This is a genomic window from Kribbella sp. NPDC048837 (genome assembly GCF_055586945.1).
In genome coordinates, this window is sequence record NZ_JBVJHF010000003.1 from 648032 (window position 1) to 669769 (window position 21738).

Consider the following 21738-nt stretch of genomic DNA (forward strand, 5'->3'; position numbering starts at 1 on the left):
GCCGTCAGCCGAGGTCGGAGTTGAGGCGGGCCAGGAGGCGGCCGAGGTCGGCCAGGTCGGTGGGGTTCCAGCGGTCGAGGATGGCGCGGAACTCGGTCTGCCGCTGGGCCCGCATGGCGCCGAAGCTCTCGGCCCCGGTCGCGGTGAGCCGGAGCAGCCGGGCCCGGCCGTCGTCCGGGTCGCCGACGCGTTCGATCAGGCCGAGGTTCTCAAGCTGGGTGATTCCGCGGCTGACGGTGGACTTGTCCAGGCCGAGCGCCTGCGCCACCTCGGACGCCCGGACGCCGGCACCGCCGCTCGCCGTCCCGAGCTCGATCTGGGAGATCAGCGCGTAGCCGGCCGCATCCATGTCCGGGTGCACGCGCCGCGCGAGCCGCAGCGACGCCGAGCGCGACCGCCGGAACAGCGCCGACAGCTCCTGCTCGATGTCGGCGACCAGCCGCTCGCCCTGCTCGGACCGATCGGTCACCGGGGAGCTCACCTGACCACGACCCCGGCGTCGCGCAACGCCTTCTTCACGTCCGCGATCCGGAAGTCCCCGAAGTGGAACACGCTGGCCGCGAGCACCGCGTCCGCGCCGGCCTCGACGGCGGGCGGGAAGTGCTCCGGCGCCCCCGCTCCCCCGCTGGCGATCAGCGGTACGTCGACCACCGCCCGCACCGCCCGGATCAGCTCGAGGTCGAACCCCTGCTTGGTCCCGTCGGCGTCCATCGAGTTCAGCAGGATCTCCCCCGCCCCCAGCTCACACCCGCGCTGGGCCCACTCGATCGCGTCCAGCCCGGCCGACTTCCGGCCGCCGTGCGTGGTCACCTCGAACCCGCTCGGCTGGTCCGCGGCCCGCCGGACGTCGAGGGACAGCACGAGCACCTGGTTGCCGAAGCGGTGGGCGATCTCGCGGATCACCTCCGGCCGGGCGATCGCGCCGGTGTTGATGCCGACCTTGTCCGCGCCGGCCCGGAGCAGCCGGTCGACGTCGGTCACCTCGCGAACCCCGCCGCCCACGGTGAGCGGGATGAACACCTGCTCGGCGGTCCGCCCGACCACGTCGTACGTCGTCTCCCGCGAGCCGGACGACGCGGTGATGTCGAGGAAGGTGAGCTCGTCGGCGCCCTCCGCGTCGTACACCTGGGCCATCTCGACCGGGTCGCCGGCATCGCGCAGGCCGGTGAAGTTGACGCCCTTGACCACCCGCCCGGCGTCGACGTCCAGGCAGGGGATCACACGCACGGCAAGAGTCACGCGGAAAGGGTACCGAGTCGGACCCCGCGATCCCGCGTTCTCCGGAAATCTAGTTGCATTGCAACTAGAGGCTCTGTAACTATCCACTGCATGAAGACCACAGCGCTTGCCGCACTCGTCCTGGCCGCCTCCTCCCTGATCCCGGCATCGGCCGCGGCGCATCCACGAGATACCGGCTGGTCCGCCGCCTGGACCACCGCGATGCAGCGACCCACCGCCGGCACCGGGAACTGGTCCACCGCGGGCTTCGACCACCAGACGATCCGGCAGACGATCCGGCTCAGCACCGGCGGTCACTCGCTCCGGATCCGGCTCTCCAACCGCTACGGCACCAAGCCGCTCCACGTCACCGGCGTGACCCTCGGCGACCGGCACCTCACCACGACCTTCAACGGTTCGCCGCACACGACCATCGCCCCCGGCCGGACGATCGCCTCGGACCCGGTGAAGCTGGCGACCGTCGCCGGCGAGCGACTCGTCGTCTCCTTGTACGTCGACGGCTCCACCGGGCCGGCGACCTTCCACGAGGACGGGCTCACCACGACGTACGCGATGGCCGGAGACCACCTGAACGACGACGTGGCCGGAGGGACGACCAGCCACTCGGTCTACTACCTCACCGGCGTCGACGTAACCGGCGCGACGGGCACGGTCGTGACGTTCGGCGACTCGATCACCAACGGGCACAACTCGACCATCGGTGCGGATCACCGGTACTCCGATGCCCTCGCCGACCGGCTGCGGTCGCGCCGGCTCGGGGTGGCCAACGTCGGCATCAGCGGGAACCTGCTGCTCCACGAGCTGCCGTGCTTCGGCGCGCAGGGCACTTCCCGGTTCGAGAGCGACGCGCTCGGCCGGCCGGGTGTCCGCACGGTCGTCGTCGAGGAAGGCGAGAACGACATCTGGGACAGTGAGTTCGACTTCGGCTGCGGCAGCACGCCGAGGGTCACCGCCGACGAGATCGTGGCCGGCTACCGCAGCATGATCCGGTCCGCCCACGCCCACGGTGTTCGCATCGTGGGGGCGACGATCACGCCGTTCAAGGCCGACTACATGCAACCGGCCGACTTCGCGCGGGCGGAGGCGATCCGCGACCAGGTCAACACCTGGATCCGCACGTCAGGTCAGTACGACGCCGTCGCCGACTTCGCCCGGGCCGTCGGGGACCCGGCGGACGAGCAGCGGCTCGACCCGGCGTACGACTCGGGTGACCACCTGCACCCGAACGACGCGGGGTACGAAGCACTCGCTGTGGTTGCGTCCGAAGCGATCTCCGGACGCAACCAGCGGTGACTACTTCCAGGCCCGGCGCCTGCTACCGGCAGGCTTGATCGGGGCAGTCGATTCCCACACCCGGCGCCACCGGGCGGCGTCGGGGCCGGACTGGGACGGGGACGCGCCGGCCGCCACGCGGCGGCGCGCCTCGTACCAGGTGGTCGACTCCTCGTCGAGGAGGGCCGAGACCGCCGCGGAGATCTTCGGCGCGAACTCGCGGGCGCTCTCCCCCTCGGCCGGCCGCAACGGATCGCCGTACCGGACCGCGACCGTCGGGCGGCCGGGCACCGGCCAGCCGCGGCCACGCGGCATCGCGGCGAACGAGCCCTTGATGCCGACCGGGATCACCGGCACACCGTGCTCGACGGCCAGGTACGCCGCTCCCATCCGGAACCGCTCCATCCAGCCGTCCGGCGAGCGCGTCCCCTCCGGGAACACGACCACGTTCCAGCCGTCGCCGAGCAGGTCACCCGGGGTCGAGCTGAGCTTGCCGCCGCGGCGCTCGATCGGGAACGTGTTGAACACGATCGCCGACGCGGTCGCCCGCCACCAGGTGTCGAAGAAGTAGTCCGCCGCCGCGGCCACCGCGGTCTTGCGCCGCATGTCGTCGGGCAGCGTGCAGAGCAGCAGCGGGGTGTCCAGGTGCGACGAATGGTTCGCCACGATCAGGGCCGGGCCGTTCACCTTGAGCAGCGAGTCGAGACCGCTCACCTGCGGATTCACCTCGAACCGCAGGACCGAGTTCAGCGCGCCCTTCTGCAGCACCTCGCGGACCGCGATCGCGGCCGGAGTGCGGGCCCACCTGGTCGGGAAGACCGTGCTCTCCTTCGGGATCACGTACGGCTCGGCCGACCGCGGCACCTGCGGACGCCGGCCCCACCGCCACCCGCGGGCGACCTGCTTCACGTCGCGCGCGGTGTCGCGGCTGAACTTCACCAGGCCGGTCCCCATCAGCGCACGTCCGCGAGCAGGTGCGGCGGGTTGTGCAGGTAGGTGATCGACGGCGACCGGCCGACCGAGTGGCTGACCATCTCCAGCGCGTCCTGCAGCGTCGAAGCGGACCGGAAGCCCATCCGCTCGACCGTCTTGCGGTCCGCGCCGACCCAGACGATGTCACCGCAGTGGTCCAGGGCGTGGGAGATCCAGTACCACATGTAGAACGGGTGCACACCGTGGTAGGCGTACGACGTCCGGTACAGGTGGATGTACCACGGGTCCTCGGCGTACTGCTTCTCGAACTTCGCCTCGATCGTGGCCGGATCGGTGCTCTCGGCAAGCACTTCCTCGAAGAAGTCGACGTAGGACGGGTGGTGCAGCTGGCTGAACTCGTAGGGCACCGGGTGGTAGAGGATGACCGCGCCGTCCTTGCGGACCACGGGGTTGCCCCGGTACGAGTTGAAGTAGTAGCCCAGGCCCATGCAGGCGGCCAGGATCGGGTTCATCACCGAGTTCACGTTGTACGGGCCGACGAACGGCACGCCCATGATCGCGACGTCGGACTGGCCCTGCACCTCGACCAGGTGCTGGCGGTGCACGTTCTCGATCGTCTTCTCATGCACCGGCTCGATCGAGCCCGCGTGGATCCCGGTCAGCCCGTAGCTCGACCGGACATCGGTGAAGATCTTGTGCCGCAGCTTGCTCGGCGCCGCCGCCAGTGCCCGCTTGGTGCCGAGCATCGAGGCCTGGTCCTTGATCGACCACTCCCACTCGCGCTTCTGCAGGAACTCCAGCGGGCCGCCGAAGATGTCGTTGTTCAGCGTGGTCTCGATCTGGAAGACCTTGACGTGCTCGGTCAGCACCGCGCCCATCCGCCAGGCCGAGTGGTGCATCTTCGAGGCCTTGTGGTCCATGAAGGACCGCGAGTGGATCATCGTGTGGCTGTTGTGGTGGTGCTTCAGCGACTTGTACGACGCCAGCCCGATCGACGTCGACTTGTGGCCGCCGTCCATCGCCACCAGGTTCACGTTCACGTAGACCAGCAGGTCGGACTCGGCCGCCCGCTTGGAGATCTCGACGTCCTCGCCGTGCTTGGTCTGGCCCAGGTGGGTCAGGTTCGCGGTGTCCTCGGCGTCGAAGTTGTAGAGCTTGCCGTCGGGGAAGAACGACCGGAAGACCCGCTCGCCGACGATCTCGCGCAGCTCGTTCGGGGTCAGCCGGCGGTGCAGCGCGTTGGCCGAGATCAGCTCGACGTCGTCGACGCCGGCGTCGGCGGCCATCGTCAGCACGGCCTCGATCACCCGCTGGCGGATGTCGGGCTTCTTCATCGGCGGCAGCGGCAGCGAGATGTCGTCGAACGCGATCGTCAGCCGCATCCCGGGCCGGAGCAGCTCCGGCAGCGGCTCGGAGTCGATCGGGTTCAGCAGCGCGTTCTGGATCGACTCCTCGACGTCCCGCACCGGCGGCAGCGCCTCGGGCGGGTACACCACCCGGGTGCCGAGCGGGAACCGCTCCAGCAGGAAGCCCTCACCGTTGTGCACCAGCAGCGGCGGCGTGCGGTCGTCCACCTCAAGCACAAAACCTGGCCGAGACATGTCAGAAACCCTCTCGTCGTACGTACTGCGCCTGTGTCACGGCCCTCATGAGGCCCTCACATCGAAAGCAACCTTGACCGTGCCGAGTCGGCCGGCCGAATGCGCGTGGTCGATCGCCTCGCGCCAGCGGTAGAGCGGGTACTTCGCCCCGACGATCCCGTCGAGCGGAGCCTTGGCGGCCAGCTCCAGCGCGGTCTCGAAGGCGGGCTGGTCGTTCGGCTCCTCGCGGGCCGACGCGTAGGTGCCGGTCAGCTCCAGCTCCCGGAACCAGATCGGCGACAGGTCGGCGCCACTGGCCGGCATCCCGGACAGCACCACCCGGCCGCCGGCCTTGGTCACCCGCAGCACGGTGTCGATCGAGTCCTTGCTGCCGACCGCGTCGAGGGCGATGTCCACGCCGCCGAGCAGGAACTCCTTGGCGCCGAGCTCGGGCTTGAGCCGGAACGCGCCCGTCGACCGGCGAACGCCGCGGAACACCTCGTCGGGCGCGACGACGTCGCTGGCACCGAACGCCCGGGCGAGCTCGCGCTGCTTGGCGTGCTTCGCGACCACGGTGATCCGGCCCGCCTGGGTCAGCTCCCGCAGGGCGAGCGTCGCGAACAGGCCGACCGCGCCCGCGCCGCTGACGAGGACCGACTGGCCCGGCTGGACCTTGGCTCGCAGCGCGGCGTGCACCGCGCCGGCCAACGGCTCCACGAGGACGGCGCGCTCGTCGGTCAGCCCGTCCGGTACGGCGTACAGCTGGCTGCGGTGCGCGACCATCACGTTGCCCCAGCCACCACCGGTGTCGCTGCAGAAGCCGGTCTGCAGACCGGGCGTCACGTGGCCGACCGTGATCCGGTCGCAGCGGTTGGTGGAGCCGGACGCGCAGTTCTCGCACGGCTCGACGCCGCGGGCGGCGCAGGTCAGCACCGAGTCCATCACCACGCGGGTGCCCTTGGGCAGGTCCTCGCAGTCGTCGAGCAGCTCGCCGACTATCTCGTGGCCTGGCACGAACGGCATCGAGACGAGCGCGGAGAAGTACATCTTGGTACTGCCGGTCACCATGCCGAGGTCGGAACCGCAGATGCCGGACAGGATCGGGCGGATCCGCGCCCAGCCCTGCCGGTCGGCCTTCGGTTCGTTGATGGTGACGAGGCGCAGCGGTGCGGCCGGACCGGTCAGGATGCCGGGGATGCGGCCGCCGACTGCCTTGGCCGCCAGGAACTTGGCCGGCGAGCGGTACATCTCGAGCGCGAGCATCATCGGGCGTTCACCCCAGGGAGCTCCAGTCGGGACGAAGTGGACGGGGTCTTCCAGTCGACGATCTGCCAGCGCGCGGCCCGGGCGGCCCGGAACAGCGACACGTCCGGCGAGACCGCGACCGGATTGCCGACGGTGGTCAGCATCGGCAGGTCCGAGTGGCTGTCGGCGTAGGCGTAGGACCTGGACAGGTCGATGTTCGTACCGCGGGCGCGGTGCTTGATCCACGCGGCCCGGGACTCACCGACCAGCGGCGGCCCGGTCAGGAAGCCGGTGCAGCGGCCGCGGTCGTCGACGGCCAGCTCGGCCGCGACGATCTCGTCGAACAGCGGCTCGAGCGGCCGGGTCAGCGGCCGGATCGCGCCGGTGATCAGGATCGTCTTGTGCCCGGCCGCGCGGTGCTCCCGGATCCGGCGTACGGCGGCGCCGCTCAGCCGCTCGAGCACGTGCTCGGCGAGGACCTCGTCGACGATCTGGTTCAGCTGCTCCAGGTCGGCGCCCTCGTAGCGGCGGTAGATCGTGCGCAGGAACGTGCCGCGGTCCTTGCGCTCGGCCGAGATGAGCTTCGGCAGCCGGCGCAGCATCGAACCGATCTCGCCGACCCGCTGGTGGCTGTCCAGCTCGGGCAGCCGCATCCACAGGTAGGTCTCGATCACGTTCGACGACAGCAGCGTGCCGTCCATGTCGAACGCGGCAATGATCTCCGCGTCCTGCGACGGCTCGACCTTCTTCAGCACGCCCGCGGACTCGGCCAGCGCCTTGTTCCGCTTCTTCCGGACGACGTCGAGCCGCCGGAGCGAGTCGGTGACACTCGGGCAGTGCACTTCCTGCAGGTAGTGCTGCCAGTCCACGATCGAGGTGTCGCACCAGAACTTCTCCCGGTCGTCACCCTCGAGCGCGTTGTGCAGCGCGAGCACGTTGTCGTCGATGAACTGCAGCTCCGCCTGGGCGTACTCGGAGTACAGATCCATGTAGCGGCGGAGGAAGTCGAGCCGCCGCTTCTGGACGTCCAGCTCGCGGGCGTACTTCCGGGTCCGCTCGCTGCGCGGGACCCGGGTGATCACGGCGTCGGCCAGCTTGTGCGCGCGTTCGCCGTACCGGAGCATGCTCTCGACCGAGTCGCCGCCGGGGAACTTCCACACCGGCAGCCGAACCGCCCCGCGCTCGCCCAGGTCGAACGGGTGCTTGGAGAAGTACGCGCGGACTCCGGCGTACAGCTGCTCGAAGGTCAGCGGGTTCCGGGCGCCGGAGCTGACGTGGTAGTACTCCGGCTTCGACAGCTCCGGCTCGGTCGCCATCACGGCGCAGATCGCGCCGACGACGTGGTCGACCGGGATGATCTCGACCACGGAGTCCGGGCTGGCCGGGAACTCCGGCAGCTCACCGCGGCCGTAGGCCAGGATCAGCGGCTCGGCCATCTTGAAGCCCTCGATCCAGCCCGGGTGCGGGCTCTGCACCGCGGACTCGATGATGGCCGGCCGGACGATCGACGTCGGCAGCTTGGCCGCGAACTCCTCGACCACGCGCTCGCCGAGCGCCTTGGTGAAGGTGTAGCAGTCGGTCCAGCCGAGGCTGCGGGCCCGCTCGGTGCCGGTCTCGACCAGCTTCTTCGCGACCCACTCGGTCCGCCGCCGCTCGGTGTCGGCCGCGGCGGTCAGGTGACCGGCGCGGCGGTGCAGCTTCTCGGCGTCCTTGCGGAACTTGACCAGCATCGGCGCGGACCGGGACTGCTCCTCGATCCGGGACTTCATCGCCATCCCGGCCTCGGCCTCGGTCCGCCAGTCGACGGTGTGCTCGACCGACGCCTCCGGGATCGCGCCGCGCCGGCGTCCGGCCGTGTAGGCGGTGCTGATGTGCACGTAGTGGACCGGGCGTCCGGTCTCGACGATCCGCTCGAGCAGGCTCTTGGTGCCGAGCACGTTGGTCGTGAACGCCTCGTGGATCGGCGGGTCGAAGCTGACGTCGCCGGCGCAGTGCACGACGATGTCGAGATCCGTCGGCAGCGCCGGTACGTCGGCCAGGTCGCCGTCGATCACCTGGATCCGGGCCGCGGACAGCGCCTCGGCGTCGGCGTGCTCGGTGCCCTCGCCGTAGAACGGCTTGAAGATGTCCTTCTTCAGCAGCTGCGCCATCCGGTCGGTGCCGGTCAGCGAGCCCTTCGGACGGATGATCGCGACCACGGTGGTGCCGGGCAGATCACCGAGGATCCGGTGCAACAGGGCTTCACCGACGAATCCGGTGACGCCGGTGACCAGGACCTTCTTGTCCTTGAGCTTGTCGGCCAGACTCACTTGTCGCCTCCACGCGTGAGCTCGAGTGCCTCGGTCAGGGTGAACGCACCGGCGTACAGGGCCTTACCCACGATGACGCCCTCCACGCCCTCGGGGACCAGCGTGCTGAGCGCCCGCAGGTCGTCCAGGCTGGAGACACCGCCGGAAGCGATGATCGGCTTCTCGGTGCGCGCACACAGGTCGCGGTACAGCTCCAGGTTCGGGCCCTGGAGCATGCCGTCCTTGGTGACGTCGGTGACCACGTACCGCTCGCAGCCGGCCGCTTCCAGCCGCTCGAGCACCTCGTACAGGTCGCCGCCCTCCTTGGTCCAGCCGCGGGCCGCCAGGGTCCGGCCGCGGACGTCGAGGCCGATCGCGATCCGGTCGCCGTACTGCTGGATGATCCGGTCGCACCACTCGGGGTCCTCGAGCGCCGCGGTGCCGATGTTGACCCGGCGCGCGCCGGTCGCCAGCGCCGCCGCCAGGGAGTCGTCGTCGCGGATGCCGCCGGACAGCTCGACCTGGACGTCGAGTTTGCCGGTCACCTCGGCGAGCAGTTCACGGTTGCTGCCGCGGCCGAACGCCGCGTCCAGGTCGACCAGGTGGATCCAGTCCGCGCCGGCCTCCTGCCAGGCCGTCGCGGCCGCCAGCGGATCGCCGTACGACGTCTCGCTCCCGGCCTCGCCCTGCACCAGCCGGACCGCCTGACCGTCCGCCACATCGACGGCAGGCAGCAGCACCAGGTTCTCAGACATGGCCCACACCCTAGAGGGCGATCCTGGCGGATCCGTAACCCGGACGCCCGCTGAGTCGTTGACATCCAATCTGTCTCAGCAATACCAGTCTACTCGCTGGTCTCATCCCATCGACGTGTCGGGCGCAGGCCTGCGAGGGGGCTTCAACGAGCGTACGAGCCGTCGCACCGACCGCCGCCCTTTCGACTGCAGATCACGCACCATCGACGCCTTCAGCTCTTCGATCCGCCGGGCCATCGCCGATCGGGCACCCAGTTGCTGCTTTCCCGGATACCCGGCTCGATCCGCGCCCCGGACGTACCAGGGAACACCGCCTTTGACCATGGCTGTGAAGACACCCTCGATGCCGGCCAGCGTCTCGGCCGAGCAGAGGATCTCCGCGCGCGGCATCAGTGGCCGCAGTTCGTCGGCGACCTTGTTCGACGCCAAGGCAAGCTCCGATCCAACCGCTCCCTGGGCGCGGCGCAGGATCGGAACGAGTTCCAGGTACAGGTCGTAGAGGCGGTCACGGCGCCACTGCTCGTAGCTGTCGACACGCGCGAGATAGGCGCCGACCAGCACACCGGCGAGCGCCAGGACGGCGATGAGTACCCCGGACCAGTCCATGGCCTCAGTGTGCGTCTCACCGTTGCCCATCACCACAGCTCGTTCACGCGGCGGGCCTAGGCTGAACGACGATGAGCTCACTCGAGGAACTGACCGAGAATCCCCATCCCGCACTGGCTGCGCTCCGGCCGATCGGTTGGGTTGGGGCGCTCGGGGGGTGGGTGGTGGCTTCGCGGGCGCTGGTGATGGCGGTGCTGCGGGATCCGGAGACGTTCACTGTCGACGACCCACGCTTCTCGACCGCCCAGGTGGTTGGTCCTTCGATGCTTTCTCTCGATGGTGCCGCGCATACCGCGCACCGCGACCCGTTCGAGTCGCCGTTCGGGCTGGCTGAGACGCGACGGCGGTTCACCGGGCCGGTGGAGCAGACCGTCGAGGAGTTGATGGGCGCCATCCGTGATACCGGAGCGGCCGATCTTCGGACGACGCTGGCCGGGCCGCTGTCTGTGGCGGTGGTTGCGCTCTCGCTCGGGTTGCCGCCCACGTCCGCCTCGACGGTGCTGGGCTGGTACACCGCGATCTCCGACTCGGTGTCGGGCGTCGCGGCCGGGCGGCCGGTCACCGCCGAGGGCGCGGCGGCGTTCGCGGAGCTGCACAAGCATGTTGCCTCGGGCATCGATTCGCCGGACGCGCTGATCGCCGCGGCGGCGCAGGCCGGGCTCGGCGTGGACGAGGTGGTCGCGAACGCGGCGGTGCTGATGTTCGGCGGGATCGAGACCACCGAGGGGATGATCACCAACGCGCTCTGGCACCTGCTGACCCATCCGGACCAGCTCGACGCGGTGCTCGCCGACCGGTCGTTGCTGCCCAACGCGATCGAGGAGTCGCTCCGCCTGGAGCCGGCCGCCGCCGTGGTCGATCGCTACGCGACCCGCGATGTCGAACTGGCGGGAGTGTCGATCCGCCGCGGCGACTTCGTCACCGTGTCCCTCGCCGGCGCCGGGCGTGATCCCGCGGTCTTCGAGTCGCCCGACGACTTCGACGTACGGCGTACGAACGCGCGGCGCCACCTCGCCTTCGCCAGCGGGCCGCACGTCTGCCTCGGCATGCACCTGACCCGGCTGGAGACGTTGACCGCCGTCGACGCCGTACTGCGGCTGCCCGGCCTGCGCCTCGCGCCGGGCTCTCCCCCGCCGCGCGGCCTCGTCTTCCGGAAGCCGTCCGCGCTCAACGTCCTGTGGGACGCGTGACCTGTTGCATCACGGTCGCCCAGAGCCGGACCGGGAGCAGGCGGGCGAGCTTCATCAGCACCGCCATCGGCAGCGGGAAGACGATCTCGGCCCGGCCCTGCTCCAGTCCGTCGCAGATCGACCGGGCGGCCTGGTCCGCCTCGATCATGAACGGCATCGGGAACGAGTTCGCCTCGGTCAGCTCGGTCCGGACGAACCCGGGACACACCGTGACCACGTCGACACCCCTCCGGCCGACTGCGATCCGCAATGCCTCCAACAGGTTGATCTGCGCGGCCTTGGTGGCGCCGTACGCCTCCGCACCGGCCAGGCCGCGATACCCGGCCACGGACGCCAGCCCGACGATCCCGCCGTGGCCCCGCTCGAGCATCGGTGGCAGCACCGCGCCGAGGACGTTGTTCAGGCCGAGCAGGTTGACCTCGATCTGCCGGGCGAAGCGATCCCGGTCCCAGGCGGCGGCGTCCAGCTGCTCCCACGCACCCGCGCTGAACACGACCAGATCCGGCGTACCGATCAGGTCGGCGACCCGGTCGGCGGCGGCGTCGACCGCGTCCCGGTCGGTCACATCGAGCGGTACGGCGGACATCCGGTCGCCGGCCACGTCCGCGAGCCGGTCGGCCCGCCGGGCCGAGATCGCGACCCGCGCACCCCGCGTGACGAGCTCGTCGGCCAGAGCGGCGCCGATCCCACTGGAGGCGCCCACGACCCACACTGCCTTGCCGGCCAGCGCGCTCATCACGACGTCCTCGTGAGCTGCAACTGCCCGACATCGAGGTAGCCGGACGCGAACCCGGCCTCGCTGTAGGCCAGGTAGAGCTCCCACATCCGGCGGAAGGTCTCGTCGAAGCCGAACGGCCGGATCCGCGGCCACTCCTCCTCGAAGCGTCGCCGCCACCGGCGCAGCGTCTCCGCGTAGTGCGGGCCGAAGCGATCATCGGCGACGACCCGGAGCCGCGTGTTCGCCGCAAGGCACTCGTCGATCGCTTGCCGGGACGGGATCAGTCCGCCCGGGAAGATGTACTTCTGGATCCAGCTGAACGAGTTCCTGGTCGCCAGCAGGCGGTCGTGGTCCATCAGGATCGCCTGCACCGCGATCGTCCCGCCCGGAGCCAGCAGGCGGTCGAGTGTGGCGAAGTACGCCGGCCAGTACTCCTCCCCCACCGCCTCGATCATCTCCACACTGACGATCGCGTCGAACTCACCCCACACCGATCGGTAGTCCTGCAGCCGCAGGTCCACCCGGTCGTCGAGACCGGCCTCGGCCACCCACCGCGTCGCCGACTCGAGCTGTTCGCCGGACAAGGTCACGCCCGTGACGTGTGCACCCCGCCGAGCGGCGGCGATCGCGAGCGCGCCCCAGCCGGTGCCGATCTCGAGCAGCCGGGTGCCTTCGGCCACGCCGGCCAGGTCGAGGATCCGGTCGATCTTGCGACGCTGCGCGTCCTCCAGACGCTGCCCGGCGTACGGCGGTGCGCCGTCGAAGATCGCACTGCTGTAGCTCATCGTCGGGTCGAGGAAGCGGGCGAAGAGGTCGTTGCTCAGGTCGTAGTGCGCACTGACGTTCGTCCGCGCGCCGGACGGGGTGTTGCGCAGCCGGCCCGGGATGCGCTGGTCCACCACGCGCCGCAGCCGGGTCAGCGGAGCCGGCAGCAGGGTGGTCAGCCGGGCGGCGAACGGCGTCAGCAGCTCGCCGAGATCGGTGCCTTCGGCAACAGTCCAGTCGCCGGCCGTGTAGGCCTCGCCCAGGCCGATCTTCGGATTGCGGCCGAGACGTTCGAAGAAGGCGGACGGCCGGACGATCCGCAGGGCGGGATCGTCCGGGCCGCCGCCGCCCCGGACCTCGCCGTCCGGGTACAGCACCCCGACCGGCAGACCCGCGACGACGCGGTCCACCAGGGTCCGGGTGAGCCAGGCCCGAGGACGTAGCGGGCCTGGCAGCTCGTGGACGCGCGCGGTGGTGATCGAGGTCATCGGACTCCTTCCGGTGGGTGGTGCGCGGGCCGGGGCTGAACCGGCAACCGGCGCAGCCACAGCCAGATCCCGTGCGCGCGGATCAGGATCGAGACACGTTGCGGCATCGCCGGCCGGGTGAGGACCGTCCGGGCCACCGACCTCGTGGACCCGGAGCGGATCCGGCCACCGAAGCCGGCCTCGAAGACCGGCCGGCCCTGGCGGTGCAGGGTGACGGAGATCGACAGGCGCTCCGGTGCGACGACGAACCGGAAGGCATAGCGGCCGGAGACGGCGTTGAACGGTGACACGTAGAACTCCTTGCCGGCTTCCGCCGTACCGTCGGGCTCGGGCCGGAGCAGGTAGGCGTGGCGCTCGCCGTACGTGTTGTGCACCTCGGCCACCAGGCAGCGCAGCGAGCCGTCGGCGGCGAAGCACCAGAAGACGGTGAGCGGGTCGAAGACGTAGCCGAGGAACCGGGCGTTCGCGAGCATCACCACCCGCCCGCCGGATCCGAGGTCGACGCCCTGATGAGCCAGGTAGCGCTCGACGGCGGCCTTGATCCCCGCCGGCCCCACGCCGCCCAGGTGGTCGCGTACGTCGAACCTGGCGAACGGCCGCAGCCAGGGCGGGAGTTGCGGCAGCTCGTCAAGGTCGACGAGCCACTGGTACGCACGGTGCCGGAACGCGTGCCGGACCGGGATCCGGCGCCGGTGCCAGACCTGGCCGACGACGAGCGCGGGCATCGTCGGCAGGTCGCTCAGCATCGTCACCATCGGACTCCGAACGCGGCCGCGGCCGCGACGCCCGAGCGGCAGCCGTCCTCGTGGAAGCCCCAGCCGTGGTACGCGCCGGCGAAGGCTGTGCGGTGCGTGTTCAAGGACGAGAGTCTTGTCTGAGCGGCGACCGCGGCCGCGTCGTACACCGGGTGGCGGTAGTCCATCACCGCGAGGACGGCCGCCGGGTCGATCCGCTCGCGGGCATTCAGCGTGACGAGGAACTGGGTGTCACTGTCGAGGCCGTGCAGCCGGTTCATCCAGTAGGTCACCACCGGTGGCCGATCGCCGGCGGTCGGCTCGGGGGTCAGGAAGTTCCAGGCCGCGCGGGCCTTCACCGCCCTCGGCAACAGGGTCGCGTCGGTGTGCAGCACTGTCTCGTTGCGCGCGTACTGGAAGGCGGAGAGCACCTCCTTCTCGGCCGGATCCGCATCGGCCAGAACGTCGAGCGCGGTGTCGGCGTGGGTGGCGATGACCACGCGGTCGAAGGCGGTCGTTTCCCCGGCTGCGTCCGTCACGCGTACGTCGTCGACTCCGCGGGTGATGCCGCGGATCGGCCGGCCGGTGCGGATGTGGTCGAGGTGGTCGGCGATCGCCCGTACATAGGTCTGCGAACCACCGACGACCGTGGACCAGCGCGGCGAATCGCGGAACGACAACATGCCGTGCTGCTCGAGGAAGCTGAACAGGTAGCGGGCCGGATACTCCAGCGACGACTGCGCTCCGGTCGACCAGACACAGGACACCAGCGGTACGGCGTACAGCCGGCGGAACTCCTGCGAGAAGCCCTCGGACTCCAGGAAGTCGCCGAGGCTGGTCAGGTCAGCGTCGCCGGTCGCGGCCAGGAAGGCGGCCGCCCGTCGGTGGAACCTGGCGACCTGGCCGAGGACGCCGAGGAAGCGGGGGTCGGCGACGCGGCGTCGCTGGGCGAAGACGCCGACGGCGCCGAGCCCTCCGGCGTACTCGATGCCGGTGCTGCGATCGCTGATGCTCATGCTCATCCCGGTCGGCCGGGTGGCGATGCCGAGCTCGGTGAACAGCTTGCGGAGCAGGGGATACGTACGGTCGTTGTGAACGATGAAGCCGGTGTCGATCGGCAGGGCGACGCCGGCCGCGTCGGTGACGAGGTGGGTATGTGCGTGACCGCCGAGCCTGGGCTCGGCCTCGAGCAGGGTGACGGTGTGCGTGCGCGACAACAGGTACGCCGCGGTCAGGCCGGAGACCCCGGCACCGACAACCGCGACCGTTGGCCGGGTGGTGGGGCCGGTCATCGGCGGGTCCGGGCGGCCGGGAAGGAGGAGGCGCAGAGGAGACCCCAGCCGGCGGCGATTCCGGCGACTTTGGCGCGCGTTCGTGGTGGTCCGGCGAGGCCGAAGCCGGCCATGTCGCTGAGGTCGCACGCGACCCGCGCAACGATCGCCGCCTGCAACGGGCGACCCGAGGGGGCGACGAGCATCGCCGCGCCGGACAGCAGGTCCCGGACTCCGATCACCGTGCCGAGCACTCGGCCGGACCGGCACTCCGCCAGCTCGTCGGTCAGCCCCGCGGCCCGGATCAGCGACTCCGGGCGGGCGGCCGTGTAGGCGCCGTACCCGAGCGTGAGCAGACCGAGGACACGTGGCAGGAGCTGAGCTCTCATCGGCGACCCTTCGTCCGAGATTGTCTAAGGTGTGTCTAGAGACGGTAGGCGATCTTGCCCGGATCTGTCTAATGTTCGTCTAAGGAATGTAGAGTGTCCGCATGGATTCGGTACCGGGCCTGCTCCGGATCGGTGAGCTGAGCCGCCGGGTCGGCGTCAGCGATCACGTACTCCGGGCGTGGGAGAACCGGTACGGGCTGCTGACCCCGGTCCGGTCGGCCGGCGGCTTCCGGCTGTACTCCGCGAACGACGAGCGCCGGGTACGCCGGATGCAGGCGGAGCTGGCCAAGGGACTCTCGGCAGCTCAGGCCGCGCGCGTGGCCCTGGCGGAGGACCCGGTCCTCGAGCAAATGCGTGAGGTGCCGGGCGGATCGTCGTACCCGGCTTCCGCGGCGTTCGGTGCGGCGCTCGATGCGATGGACGAGCCCGGTGCGCAGGGTGCGCTGGATCAGTTGCTGAACGAGCTCACCGTCGAGACCGTGCTGCGCGAGGTCGTGATCCCTTACCTGCACGACCTGGGTGAGCGCGTCGCGCAGGGTGTCGTCGGGGTCGGGCAGGAGCATTTCGCGAGCCACGTGATCCGCGGGCGGCTCGCCGGACTGGCCCGGGGCTGGGGTGGTGGGCGCGGACCGCTGGCGCTCATCGCGTGCCCGCCGGACGAGCTGCACGACCTGGCGCCGATGGTGTTCGGCATCGTGCTCGCGCGCAACGGCTGGCGGATCGGCTACCTGGGCGCCAACACCCCGATCGCCGACCTGATCCGGATCGCCGCCGACACCGGCCCCGACCTGGTCGTCATCGCGGCCACCGTCCCGGAACGGCTGACCCCGATCGTCGGCGAACTGCGCCGGCTCGCGTCGGCCGCGCCACTCGCCCTGGCGGGAGCAGGCGCGAGCCAAGCACTGGCCGACCGGGCCGGCGCCCGCCTACTCCTCGGGGATCCGGTCACCGAGGCCCTGCGCGTCACCGAAGCCGGCGCGGCGCTGTGATCAGCTGGGACGCGTGAGGACCAGCATCGCGGCCGAGTGGACCGGCATCAGACGGTCCGGGTCACGCTCGGCGTCGGCCGCGAAGCGCTCGAAGCCGGGCTCGAGCTCGTCCTCCGGGAGGTACTCGAACGTCGACAGCGCTCGCAGGCTGAGCCGGTCGTAGCTCTCGCGCAGCGTCCGCGGAGTATCGGCGGTCACGCTGACGACATCCTCGGCCGGTTCGAGACCGGCCTCACGGGCGAGCGCCTGGGCCTCGGCGACCGAGAGGTACATGCCGGCGTCGACCGTCCGCGCGGACGGGAAGTAGTCGTACCAGAACAGATCCGGCATCAGGTCGGAGAACTGACTCCGGAGGAACGCCACTCCCCCGGGTCGCAGCACCCGGCGGACCTCCTGGAGAGCCTTCAACTGATCCGGGAAGTGGTGGAACGACAGGAACATCAGCACCCCGTCGACCGTTGCCTCAGGCAACGGAATGTTCTCGGCGCTGCCCTTCAGGTACGTCACCGCCGGGTGCGCCGCGGTCCGCTCCGCCGTCTCCCGCATCCGGTCCGACGGCTCCACGCCGTACACCGGGCCGTGGAACTCCTCGGCCAGTCCGGGAGTGAGGCGGCCGCTCCCGCTGCCGAGGTCGAGGATCTGAAGTGGTCGTTCCGCCGGGAGGTACGCCGCGAGCGCCGCGGACCACCGCCGGACTTCGTCGGGGGCCATCCCCCGGCCGGCGACGTACACGCTGCCCATGCGACCGTTGTAGTCCACCATGCCGGGACCCTACCGTCTGGCGCGGAACCGCCGCAGAATGGCGGCATGACGCAACTGATAGGGCTCGAAACAGCCCGATCACTCGACGAGGTCGGACAGGTCGTCCGGGTCGAGGCACGGCAGCGGACCGGCGCGCACGGAGCGACGTTCGTCCTCCGCGAGGACGACCGCTGCTTCTACGCCGACGAGGACGCGATCGCGCCGCTGTGGAAGGGGCAGCGGTTCCCCATCACCGCCTGCATCAGCGGCTGGGCCATGCTGCACGAGGCCACCGCCGTCGTCCCCGACATCACCGTCGACGACCGCATCCCGCTCGACGCCTACCTCCCGACGTTCGTCCGCAGTCTCGTCATGGTCCCGGTCGGGTCGCCCACCCCGGTCGCCGCCATCGGCGCGTACTGGTCCCACCGCTACCAGCCCGGCCCGGACGAGATCGCCGCGCTGCAGGACCTCGCCGCCCGGACCGCCACCGCGATCCGGCGCATCGGCCTCGACAACGCTCCATGGGCGCCCACGTTCAGCAAGCACTAACCGTGGAAGACGTCGTAGGCCAGGCGGAGGATCAGGGCCGAGACCACGACCAGGAAGATCACCCGGACGAAGCGGCTGCCGCGCGCCACCGCGGTCCGGGCGCCGAGCAGCCCGCCGAGCATGTTGGCCGCGCCCATGATCAGGCCGAGCAGCCACAGCGGTGAGCCGTGCAGCGCGAAGATGATGATCGCGCCGAGGTTGGTGGCGACGTTCGCGATCTTGGCCTTCGCACTGGCCTGGAGGAAGTTGTAACCGAGGAAGCCGACCAGCGCGAAGATCAGGAACGACCCCGTGCCCGGGCCGACCGCGCCGTCGTAGAAGCCGATCAATACGCCGACCGCACTCGCCGCGACGTAGTGGTCCCGACCGTCGAAGCGGAGTGCCGTCCGGGCACCCAGTGACGGCTTGAGCGCGGTGTAGATCGCGACGGCGATCAGCAGCACCAGCACGATCGGCTTGAACCACGACATCGGGATCTTGGTCGCCACCAGCGCCCCGGCCGCGGCTCCCAGCCCGGCCAGGATCGCCATCGGTACGACGGTCTTCTTGTCGGGGCGGACCTTCACGCCGAACGTGACCGCGCTGGTCGCCGTACCGCACAACGACGAGATCTTGTTGGTCGACAGGATCTGCGCCGGGGACGCGTTCGGCAGGCCGAGCAGCATCGCGGGCAGCTGGAGCAACCCGCCGCCTCCGACCACCGCGTCGATCCAGCCGGCCGCGAAGGCCGCGATCACCAGGAAGAGCAGGGTCCACAACGAAACATCAGGCACGGCGGGAGATCCTCACGCCCCGATGATCAGGTAAGGGCATTATTCCGCTCAACCCTTACACGGTGGAATGAGAGACAAACCACGTCGCCGGTGCCACAGTGGGCAGATGGCGTCGTCGATCCTGCCACCCGAGGGCGAGACCCTCGCCACCGGCTGGGAACCGGACCTCGATCAGGCTGACTCGCTCGTCCGCCAGGCCGTCCTGGCGCACGCGTCCTGGGCGGTCGACGGCCCGCGCCGGGCCGGCAAGCCGTGGTACGACGGCGACACCTGGGCCGGCGGCATCCTCGGCGACCGCGGAGCGCTCACGAACTGGGTCGTCCCGAAGCAGCCCGTCGACCCGGCCGACATCATCGCCGACGCCAACCGCGAACTCCCGAACAACGTGCCGTACCTGTTCGTCAGCGCCTGGCCGACCCGCGATCTCCGCGAGCACGGTCTGGCGCTGGCCGGCCACCCGCCGCTGATGGTCCGCTTCCCGGTCAGCACGACCGCTCCCCCGATCACGGATCTCGAGATCCGCCAGGTCACCGACGCCGCCGGTCTCGCCGACGCCGAGCGCGTCCTGGTCGAGGGCTACCCACTGCCCGAGCTCCAGCCCTTCCAGCCCGGCGCCGTCTATGGCGCGTCCTTCCTCGAAGGCTCCGATGTCTGGGTCGGCTACGACGGCGACGTACCGCTCGCCACCTCGACCGGGCATCACGCCGCCGGCCTCACCATCGTCGAGAACGTCGCCGTGATGCCGGCCGCCCGCGGCCGCGGCGCCGGCGCCGCCGTCACCTGGGCCGCCACCATCCACCACCCCGACCACCCCGCGGCGTTGATCGCCTCCGACGACGGCCAGCCCGTCTACCAACGCCTCGACTACCTCCGCTTGGAACGCTGGACCGTCTGGGTCCGCCCCTGAAACCGGCGGCAGGCCGTCCTCCCTCAGGAGAACGGCCTGCTGCAGTGCGAAGCGGACGTCAGCCGCGGACGGTGCTGACCAAGTGGTCGACGATGTCGGCGACGGGGATGTCGGCGCGGTCGCCGGAGCGACGGTCCTTGACCTCGATCGTGCCGTCGACGAGACCCTTGCCGACGACGGCGATCGTGGGGATGCCCAGCAGCTCGGCGTCCTTGAACTTCACCCCCGGCGAGACCTTCTCCCGGTCGTCGTAGATCACGCTGAGCCCGCGGGACTCGAGCTCGGCCGCGATCTCCGCCGCTTTCTCGAACACCTCACTGTCCTTGCCGGTGGCAACAAGGTGGATGTCGGCCGGCGCGATCTCGCGCGGCCAGACCAGGCCGAGCTCGTCGTGGTTGCCCTCGGCGATCGCGGCCACCGCGCGGGTGACGCCGACACCGTAGGAGCCCATCGTGACCGTGACGAGCTTGCCGTTCTGGTCGAGCACCTTGAGGTCGAGCGCCTCGGCGTACTTCCTGCCGAGCTGGAAGATATGCCCCATCTCGATCCCGCGCGCGCTCGCCAGCGGACCCGAGCCGTCCGGCGCCTCGTCACCGTCGCGCACCTCGGCGGCCTGGATCGTGCCGTCGGCGGTGAAGTCGCGGCCGTACACCAGGTTGATCACGTGGAAGCCGGACTTGTCCGCACCCGTCGCCCAGGCGGACCCTTCGGCGACCCGGGGGTCGAGCAGGTAGCGGATGCCGGAGGTGTTCTCCGATCCCAGCACGCCCGGGCCGATGTAGCCCTTCGCCAGCGACGGGTACTTCTCGAAGTCCGCCTCCTCGAAGGCCACCACCTCGGCCGGCTCCACCTGCGCACCGAGCCGCTTCTCGTCGATCGCCCGGTCCCCCGGTACGCCGATCGCCAGCGGCTCACGCGTGCCGTCGGGGTTCACCAGCATGACGAGCACGTTCTTCAACGTGTCCGCGGCGGTCCACTCACGCCCGTCGGTCCGCGCGTGCTTCGCGTTCAGCGCGTCCACCACGGTGTCGATGGTCGGCGTGTCCGGAGTGTCGACCACCTCGGACGCGGGCACACCGGACGCGTCGACCGGCGCGGCCTGCGGGACCACGACCGCCTCGACGTTGGCGGCGTACCCACCGGGCGAGCGGACGAAGGTGTCCTCACCGTTCTCGGCGATCGCGAGGAACTCCTCCGACCGCGAGCCGCCCATCGCACCGGACATCGCCTTGACGATCACGTAGTCGAAGCCGAGCCGGTCGAAGATCTTGATGTACGCCTCGCGGTGCAGCTCGTACGACGCGGCGAGGCCCTCGTCGTCGACGTCGAACGAGTACGAGTCCTTCATGACGAACTCGCGCCCGCGCAGCACGCCGGCCCGCGGCCGCGCCTCGTCGCGGTACTTGTTCTGGATCTGGTAGATCGACAGCGGGAGGTCCTTGTACGACGAGTACAGATCCTTCACGACCAGCGTGAACATCTCCTCGTGCGTCGGACCGAGCAGCATGTCGGCGCCCTTGCGGTCCTTCAGCCGGAAGATGTTCGGCCCGTACTCGGTCCAGCGGCCGGTCGCCTCGTAGGGCTCGCGGGGCAGCAGCGCCGGGAACACCAGCTCCTGCGCGCCGATCGCGTCCATCTCCTCGCGCACGATCCGCTCGACGTTGCGCAGCACCCGCAGACCCAGCGGCAGCCAGGTGTAGATGCCGGGCGCGGCCCGCCGGATGTACCCGGCGCGGACGAGCAGTTTGTGGCTCGGGACCTCCGCGTCCGCCGGATCCTCGCGAAGGGTGCGAAGGAACAGCGACGACAGGCGCAGAATCACGGGAGTCTCCAAGCGTGCAAGGGGTCAGGAAAACAACATCGGACGGAACAGAGAATATCGGCCCGGCGGTAATGCTCTCACCACGTTATCCACAGCCTCACGCGGCCCGGCCCTCGCGGGCGGCCTTCAGCGCCCAGCGGATCAACGGGATCTGCAACGGCAACCGGGCCCAAGCGATCGCTTGAGCGGCCGGGGATCCGTTGCGCTGCAGGTCAGCAGCCATCTGCACGTTCGCGGGAAAGATCGCCACCAGCAGTCCCGCGCTGGCCAGCCCCGCCACCCGTCGCGTGCGCGGGTGCAGCAAACCGGCCGCACACGCCAGTTCTGCCACGCCGGAGGCGTAAACGAGTTCCTTCTTCCGGGGCAACGCCTTGGGCACGATCTGCTCGAACGGCCGCGGTTTCACGAAATGCAAGGTGCCGAGAACGCCGAACAGGACGGCCAGGCCGGTGGTGGTCTTGCTCCGAGACGCCATGCGCCG

General features: G+C 70.3%; 22 protein-coding genes. 5 read left to right on the plus strand and 17 right to left on the minus strand.

Annotated elements, in window-relative coordinates; all coding sequences use genetic code 11:
* Positions 1-4 precede the first annotated feature (4 nt).
* Together ACZ6O0_RS18670 and hisF are read right to left on the minus strand one after the other, a co-directional pair.
* Positions 5-469, minus strand: coding sequence for a MarR family winged helix-turn-helix transcriptional regulator (locus ACZ6O0_RS18670; protein WP_465766159.1), 465 nt, complete (start codon positions 467-469; stop codon positions 5-7).
* Between the two features lie 8 nt (positions 470-477).
* Positions 478-1239 carry an imidazole glycerol phosphate synthase subunit HisF gene (gene hisF / locus ACZ6O0_RS18675; RefSeq protein WP_465766160.1) on the minus strand — a complete coding sequence of 254 codons (762 nt, stop codon included), beginning with the start codon at positions 1237-1239 and terminating at the stop codon, positions 478-480.
* A 90-nt stretch (positions 1240-1329) separates the two neighbouring features.
* Between hisF and ACZ6O0_RS18680 the strand changes: the two genes are divergently transcribed.
* Positions 1330-2532, plus strand: a complete 1203-nt coding sequence (locus tag ACZ6O0_RS18680; RefSeq protein ID WP_465766161.1) for an SGNH/GDSL hydrolase family protein — start codon at positions 1330-1332, stop codon at positions 2530-2532.
* On the opposite strand, the gene ACZ6O0_RS18685 is transcribed toward ACZ6O0_RS18680, so the two are convergent.
* The 6 genes from ACZ6O0_RS18685 to ACZ6O0_RS18710 all read right to left on the minus strand — a co-directional run bounded on the left by ACZ6O0_RS18685 (position 2533) and on the right by ACZ6O0_RS18710 (position 9918).
* Positions 2533-3465, minus strand: coding sequence for a lysophospholipid acyltransferase family protein (locus tag ACZ6O0_RS18685; RefSeq protein WP_465766162.1), 933 nt, complete (start codon positions 3463-3465; stop codon positions 2533-2535).
* Complete coding sequence (larAH, locus tag ACZ6O0_RS18690; protein WP_465766163.1) at positions 3465-5018, minus strand: NPN-dependent hydroxyacid isomerase, LarAH14/15/16 family; 1554 nt, start codon at positions 5016-5018, stop codon at positions 3465-3467. The genes ACZ6O0_RS18685 and larAH overlap by 1 nt, the downstream gene beginning before the upstream one ends.
* Before the next feature lie 72 nt (positions 5019-5090).
* Positions 5091-6290 (minus strand): zinc-dependent alcohol dehydrogenase, encoded by a 1200-nt coding sequence (locus ACZ6O0_RS18695; RefSeq protein WP_465766164.1) that lies wholly within the window; start codon positions 6288-6290, stop codon positions 5091-5093.
* Entirely contained in the window at positions 6287-8578 is a 2292-nt protein-coding gene (locus ACZ6O0_RS18700) for an HAD-IB family hydrolase (protein WP_465766165.1), read from the minus strand. The genes ACZ6O0_RS18695 and ACZ6O0_RS18700 overlap by 4 nt, the downstream gene beginning before the upstream one ends.
* Positions 8575-9312, minus strand: a complete 738-nt coding sequence (priA, locus tag ACZ6O0_RS18705) for a bifunctional 1-(5-phosphoribosyl)-5-((5-phosphoribosylamino)methylideneamino)imidazole-4-carboxamide isomerase/phosphoribosylanthranilate isomerase PriA (protein WP_465766166.1) — start codon at positions 9310-9312, stop codon at positions 8575-8577. Before priA ends, ACZ6O0_RS18700 begins: the two co-directional genes overlap by 4 nt.
* Positions 9313-9414: 102 nt before the next feature.
* On the minus strand, positions 9415-9918 hold the full coding sequence (locus ACZ6O0_RS18710) for a hypothetical protein (RefSeq protein ID WP_465766167.1): 504 nt from the start codon (positions 9916-9918) through the stop codon (positions 9415-9417).
* 71 nt (positions 9919-9989) lie between these two features.
* On the opposite strand from ACZ6O0_RS18710, the gene ACZ6O0_RS18715 reads away from it, so the two are divergent.
* Entirely contained in the window at positions 9990-11108 is a 1119-nt protein-coding gene (locus ACZ6O0_RS18715) for a cytochrome P450 (protein ID WP_465766168.1), read from the plus strand.
* On the opposite strand, the gene ACZ6O0_RS18720 is transcribed toward ACZ6O0_RS18715, so the two are convergent.
* Genes ACZ6O0_RS18720 through ACZ6O0_RS18740 form a run of 5 tightly spaced genes read right to left on the minus strand, consistent with a single transcriptional unit; the run spans position 11086 to position 15473 of the window.
* Positions 11086-11844 (minus strand): SDR family NAD(P)-dependent oxidoreductase, encoded by a 759-nt coding sequence (locus ACZ6O0_RS18720; protein WP_465766169.1) that lies wholly within the window; start codon positions 11842-11844, stop codon positions 11086-11088. The two genes, ACZ6O0_RS18715 and ACZ6O0_RS18720, sit on opposite strands and share 23 nt — an antisense overlap.
* Positions 11844-13079 (minus strand): class I SAM-dependent methyltransferase, encoded by a 1236-nt coding sequence (locus ACZ6O0_RS18725; RefSeq protein WP_465766170.1) that lies wholly within the window; start codon positions 13077-13079, stop codon positions 11844-11846. The genes ACZ6O0_RS18720 and ACZ6O0_RS18725 overlap by 1 nt, the downstream gene beginning before the upstream one ends.
* Positions 13076-13834 (minus strand): DUF1365 domain-containing protein, encoded by a 759-nt coding sequence (locus ACZ6O0_RS18730; RefSeq protein ID WP_465766171.1) that lies wholly within the window; start codon positions 13832-13834, stop codon positions 13076-13078. The genes ACZ6O0_RS18725 and ACZ6O0_RS18730 overlap by 4 nt, the downstream gene beginning before the upstream one ends.
* A complete protein-coding gene (locus ACZ6O0_RS18735; RefSeq protein ID WP_465766172.1) occupies positions 13828-15105 on the minus strand; it encodes an NAD(P)/FAD-dependent oxidoreductase in 1278 nt (425 codons plus the stop codon). Before ACZ6O0_RS18735 ends, ACZ6O0_RS18730 begins: the two co-directional genes overlap by 7 nt.
* Positions 15102-15473: a hypothetical protein gene (locus tag ACZ6O0_RS18740; RefSeq protein ID WP_465766173.1), complete on the minus strand. Its 372-nt coding sequence runs from the start codon at positions 15471-15473 to the stop codon at positions 15102-15104. Before ACZ6O0_RS18740 ends, ACZ6O0_RS18735 begins: the two co-directional genes overlap by 4 nt.
* Positions 15474-15574: 101 nt before the next feature.
* On the opposite strand from ACZ6O0_RS18740, the gene ACZ6O0_RS18745 reads away from it, so the two are divergent.
* Positions 15575-16462 carry a MerR family transcriptional regulator gene (locus ACZ6O0_RS18745; RefSeq protein WP_465766174.1) on the plus strand — a complete coding sequence of 296 codons (888 nt, stop codon included), beginning with the start codon at positions 15575-15577 and terminating at the stop codon, positions 16460-16462.
* Here ACZ6O0_RS18745 and ACZ6O0_RS18750 read toward each other — a convergent pair whose 3' ends face one another.
* The gene (locus tag ACZ6O0_RS18750; RefSeq protein ID WP_465766175.1) at positions 16463-17224 is read right to left on the minus strand and encodes a class I SAM-dependent methyltransferase; all 762 of its coding nucleotides are present in this window, start codon (positions 17222-17224) and stop codon (positions 16463-16465) included.
* Between the two features lie 45 nt (positions 17225-17269).
* On the opposite strand from ACZ6O0_RS18750, the gene ACZ6O0_RS18755 reads away from it, so the two are divergent.
* On the plus strand, positions 17270-17755 hold the full coding sequence (locus ACZ6O0_RS18755; protein WP_465766176.1) for a GAF domain-containing protein: 486 nt from the start codon (positions 17270-17272) through the stop codon (positions 17753-17755).
* On the opposite strand, the gene ACZ6O0_RS18760 is transcribed toward ACZ6O0_RS18755, so the two are convergent.
* Positions 17752-18528 carry a sulfite exporter TauE/SafE family protein gene (locus tag ACZ6O0_RS18760; RefSeq protein ID WP_465766177.1) on the minus strand — a complete coding sequence of 259 codons (777 nt, stop codon included), beginning with the start codon at positions 18526-18528 and terminating at the stop codon, positions 17752-17754. The two genes, ACZ6O0_RS18755 and ACZ6O0_RS18760, sit on opposite strands and share 4 nt — an antisense overlap.
* Positions 18529-18634: 106 nt before the next feature.
* On the opposite strand from ACZ6O0_RS18760, the gene ACZ6O0_RS18765 reads away from it, so the two are divergent.
* Complete coding sequence (locus ACZ6O0_RS18765; RefSeq protein WP_465766178.1) at positions 18635-19435, plus strand: hypothetical protein; 801 nt, start codon at positions 18635-18637, stop codon at positions 19433-19435.
* 58 nt (positions 19436-19493) lie between these two features.
* On the opposite strand, the gene ACZ6O0_RS18770 is transcribed toward ACZ6O0_RS18765, so the two are convergent.
* A complete protein-coding gene (locus tag ACZ6O0_RS18770; protein WP_465766179.1) occupies positions 19494-21257 on the minus strand; it encodes a proline--tRNA ligase in 1764 nt (587 codons plus the stop codon).
* 97 nt (positions 21258-21354) lie between these two features.
* Positions 21355-21732 carry a DoxX family protein gene (locus ACZ6O0_RS18775; RefSeq protein ID WP_465766180.1) on the minus strand — a complete coding sequence of 126 codons (378 nt, stop codon included), beginning with the start codon at positions 21730-21732 and terminating at the stop codon, positions 21355-21357.
* Positions 21733-21738: the final 6 nt, after the last annotated feature.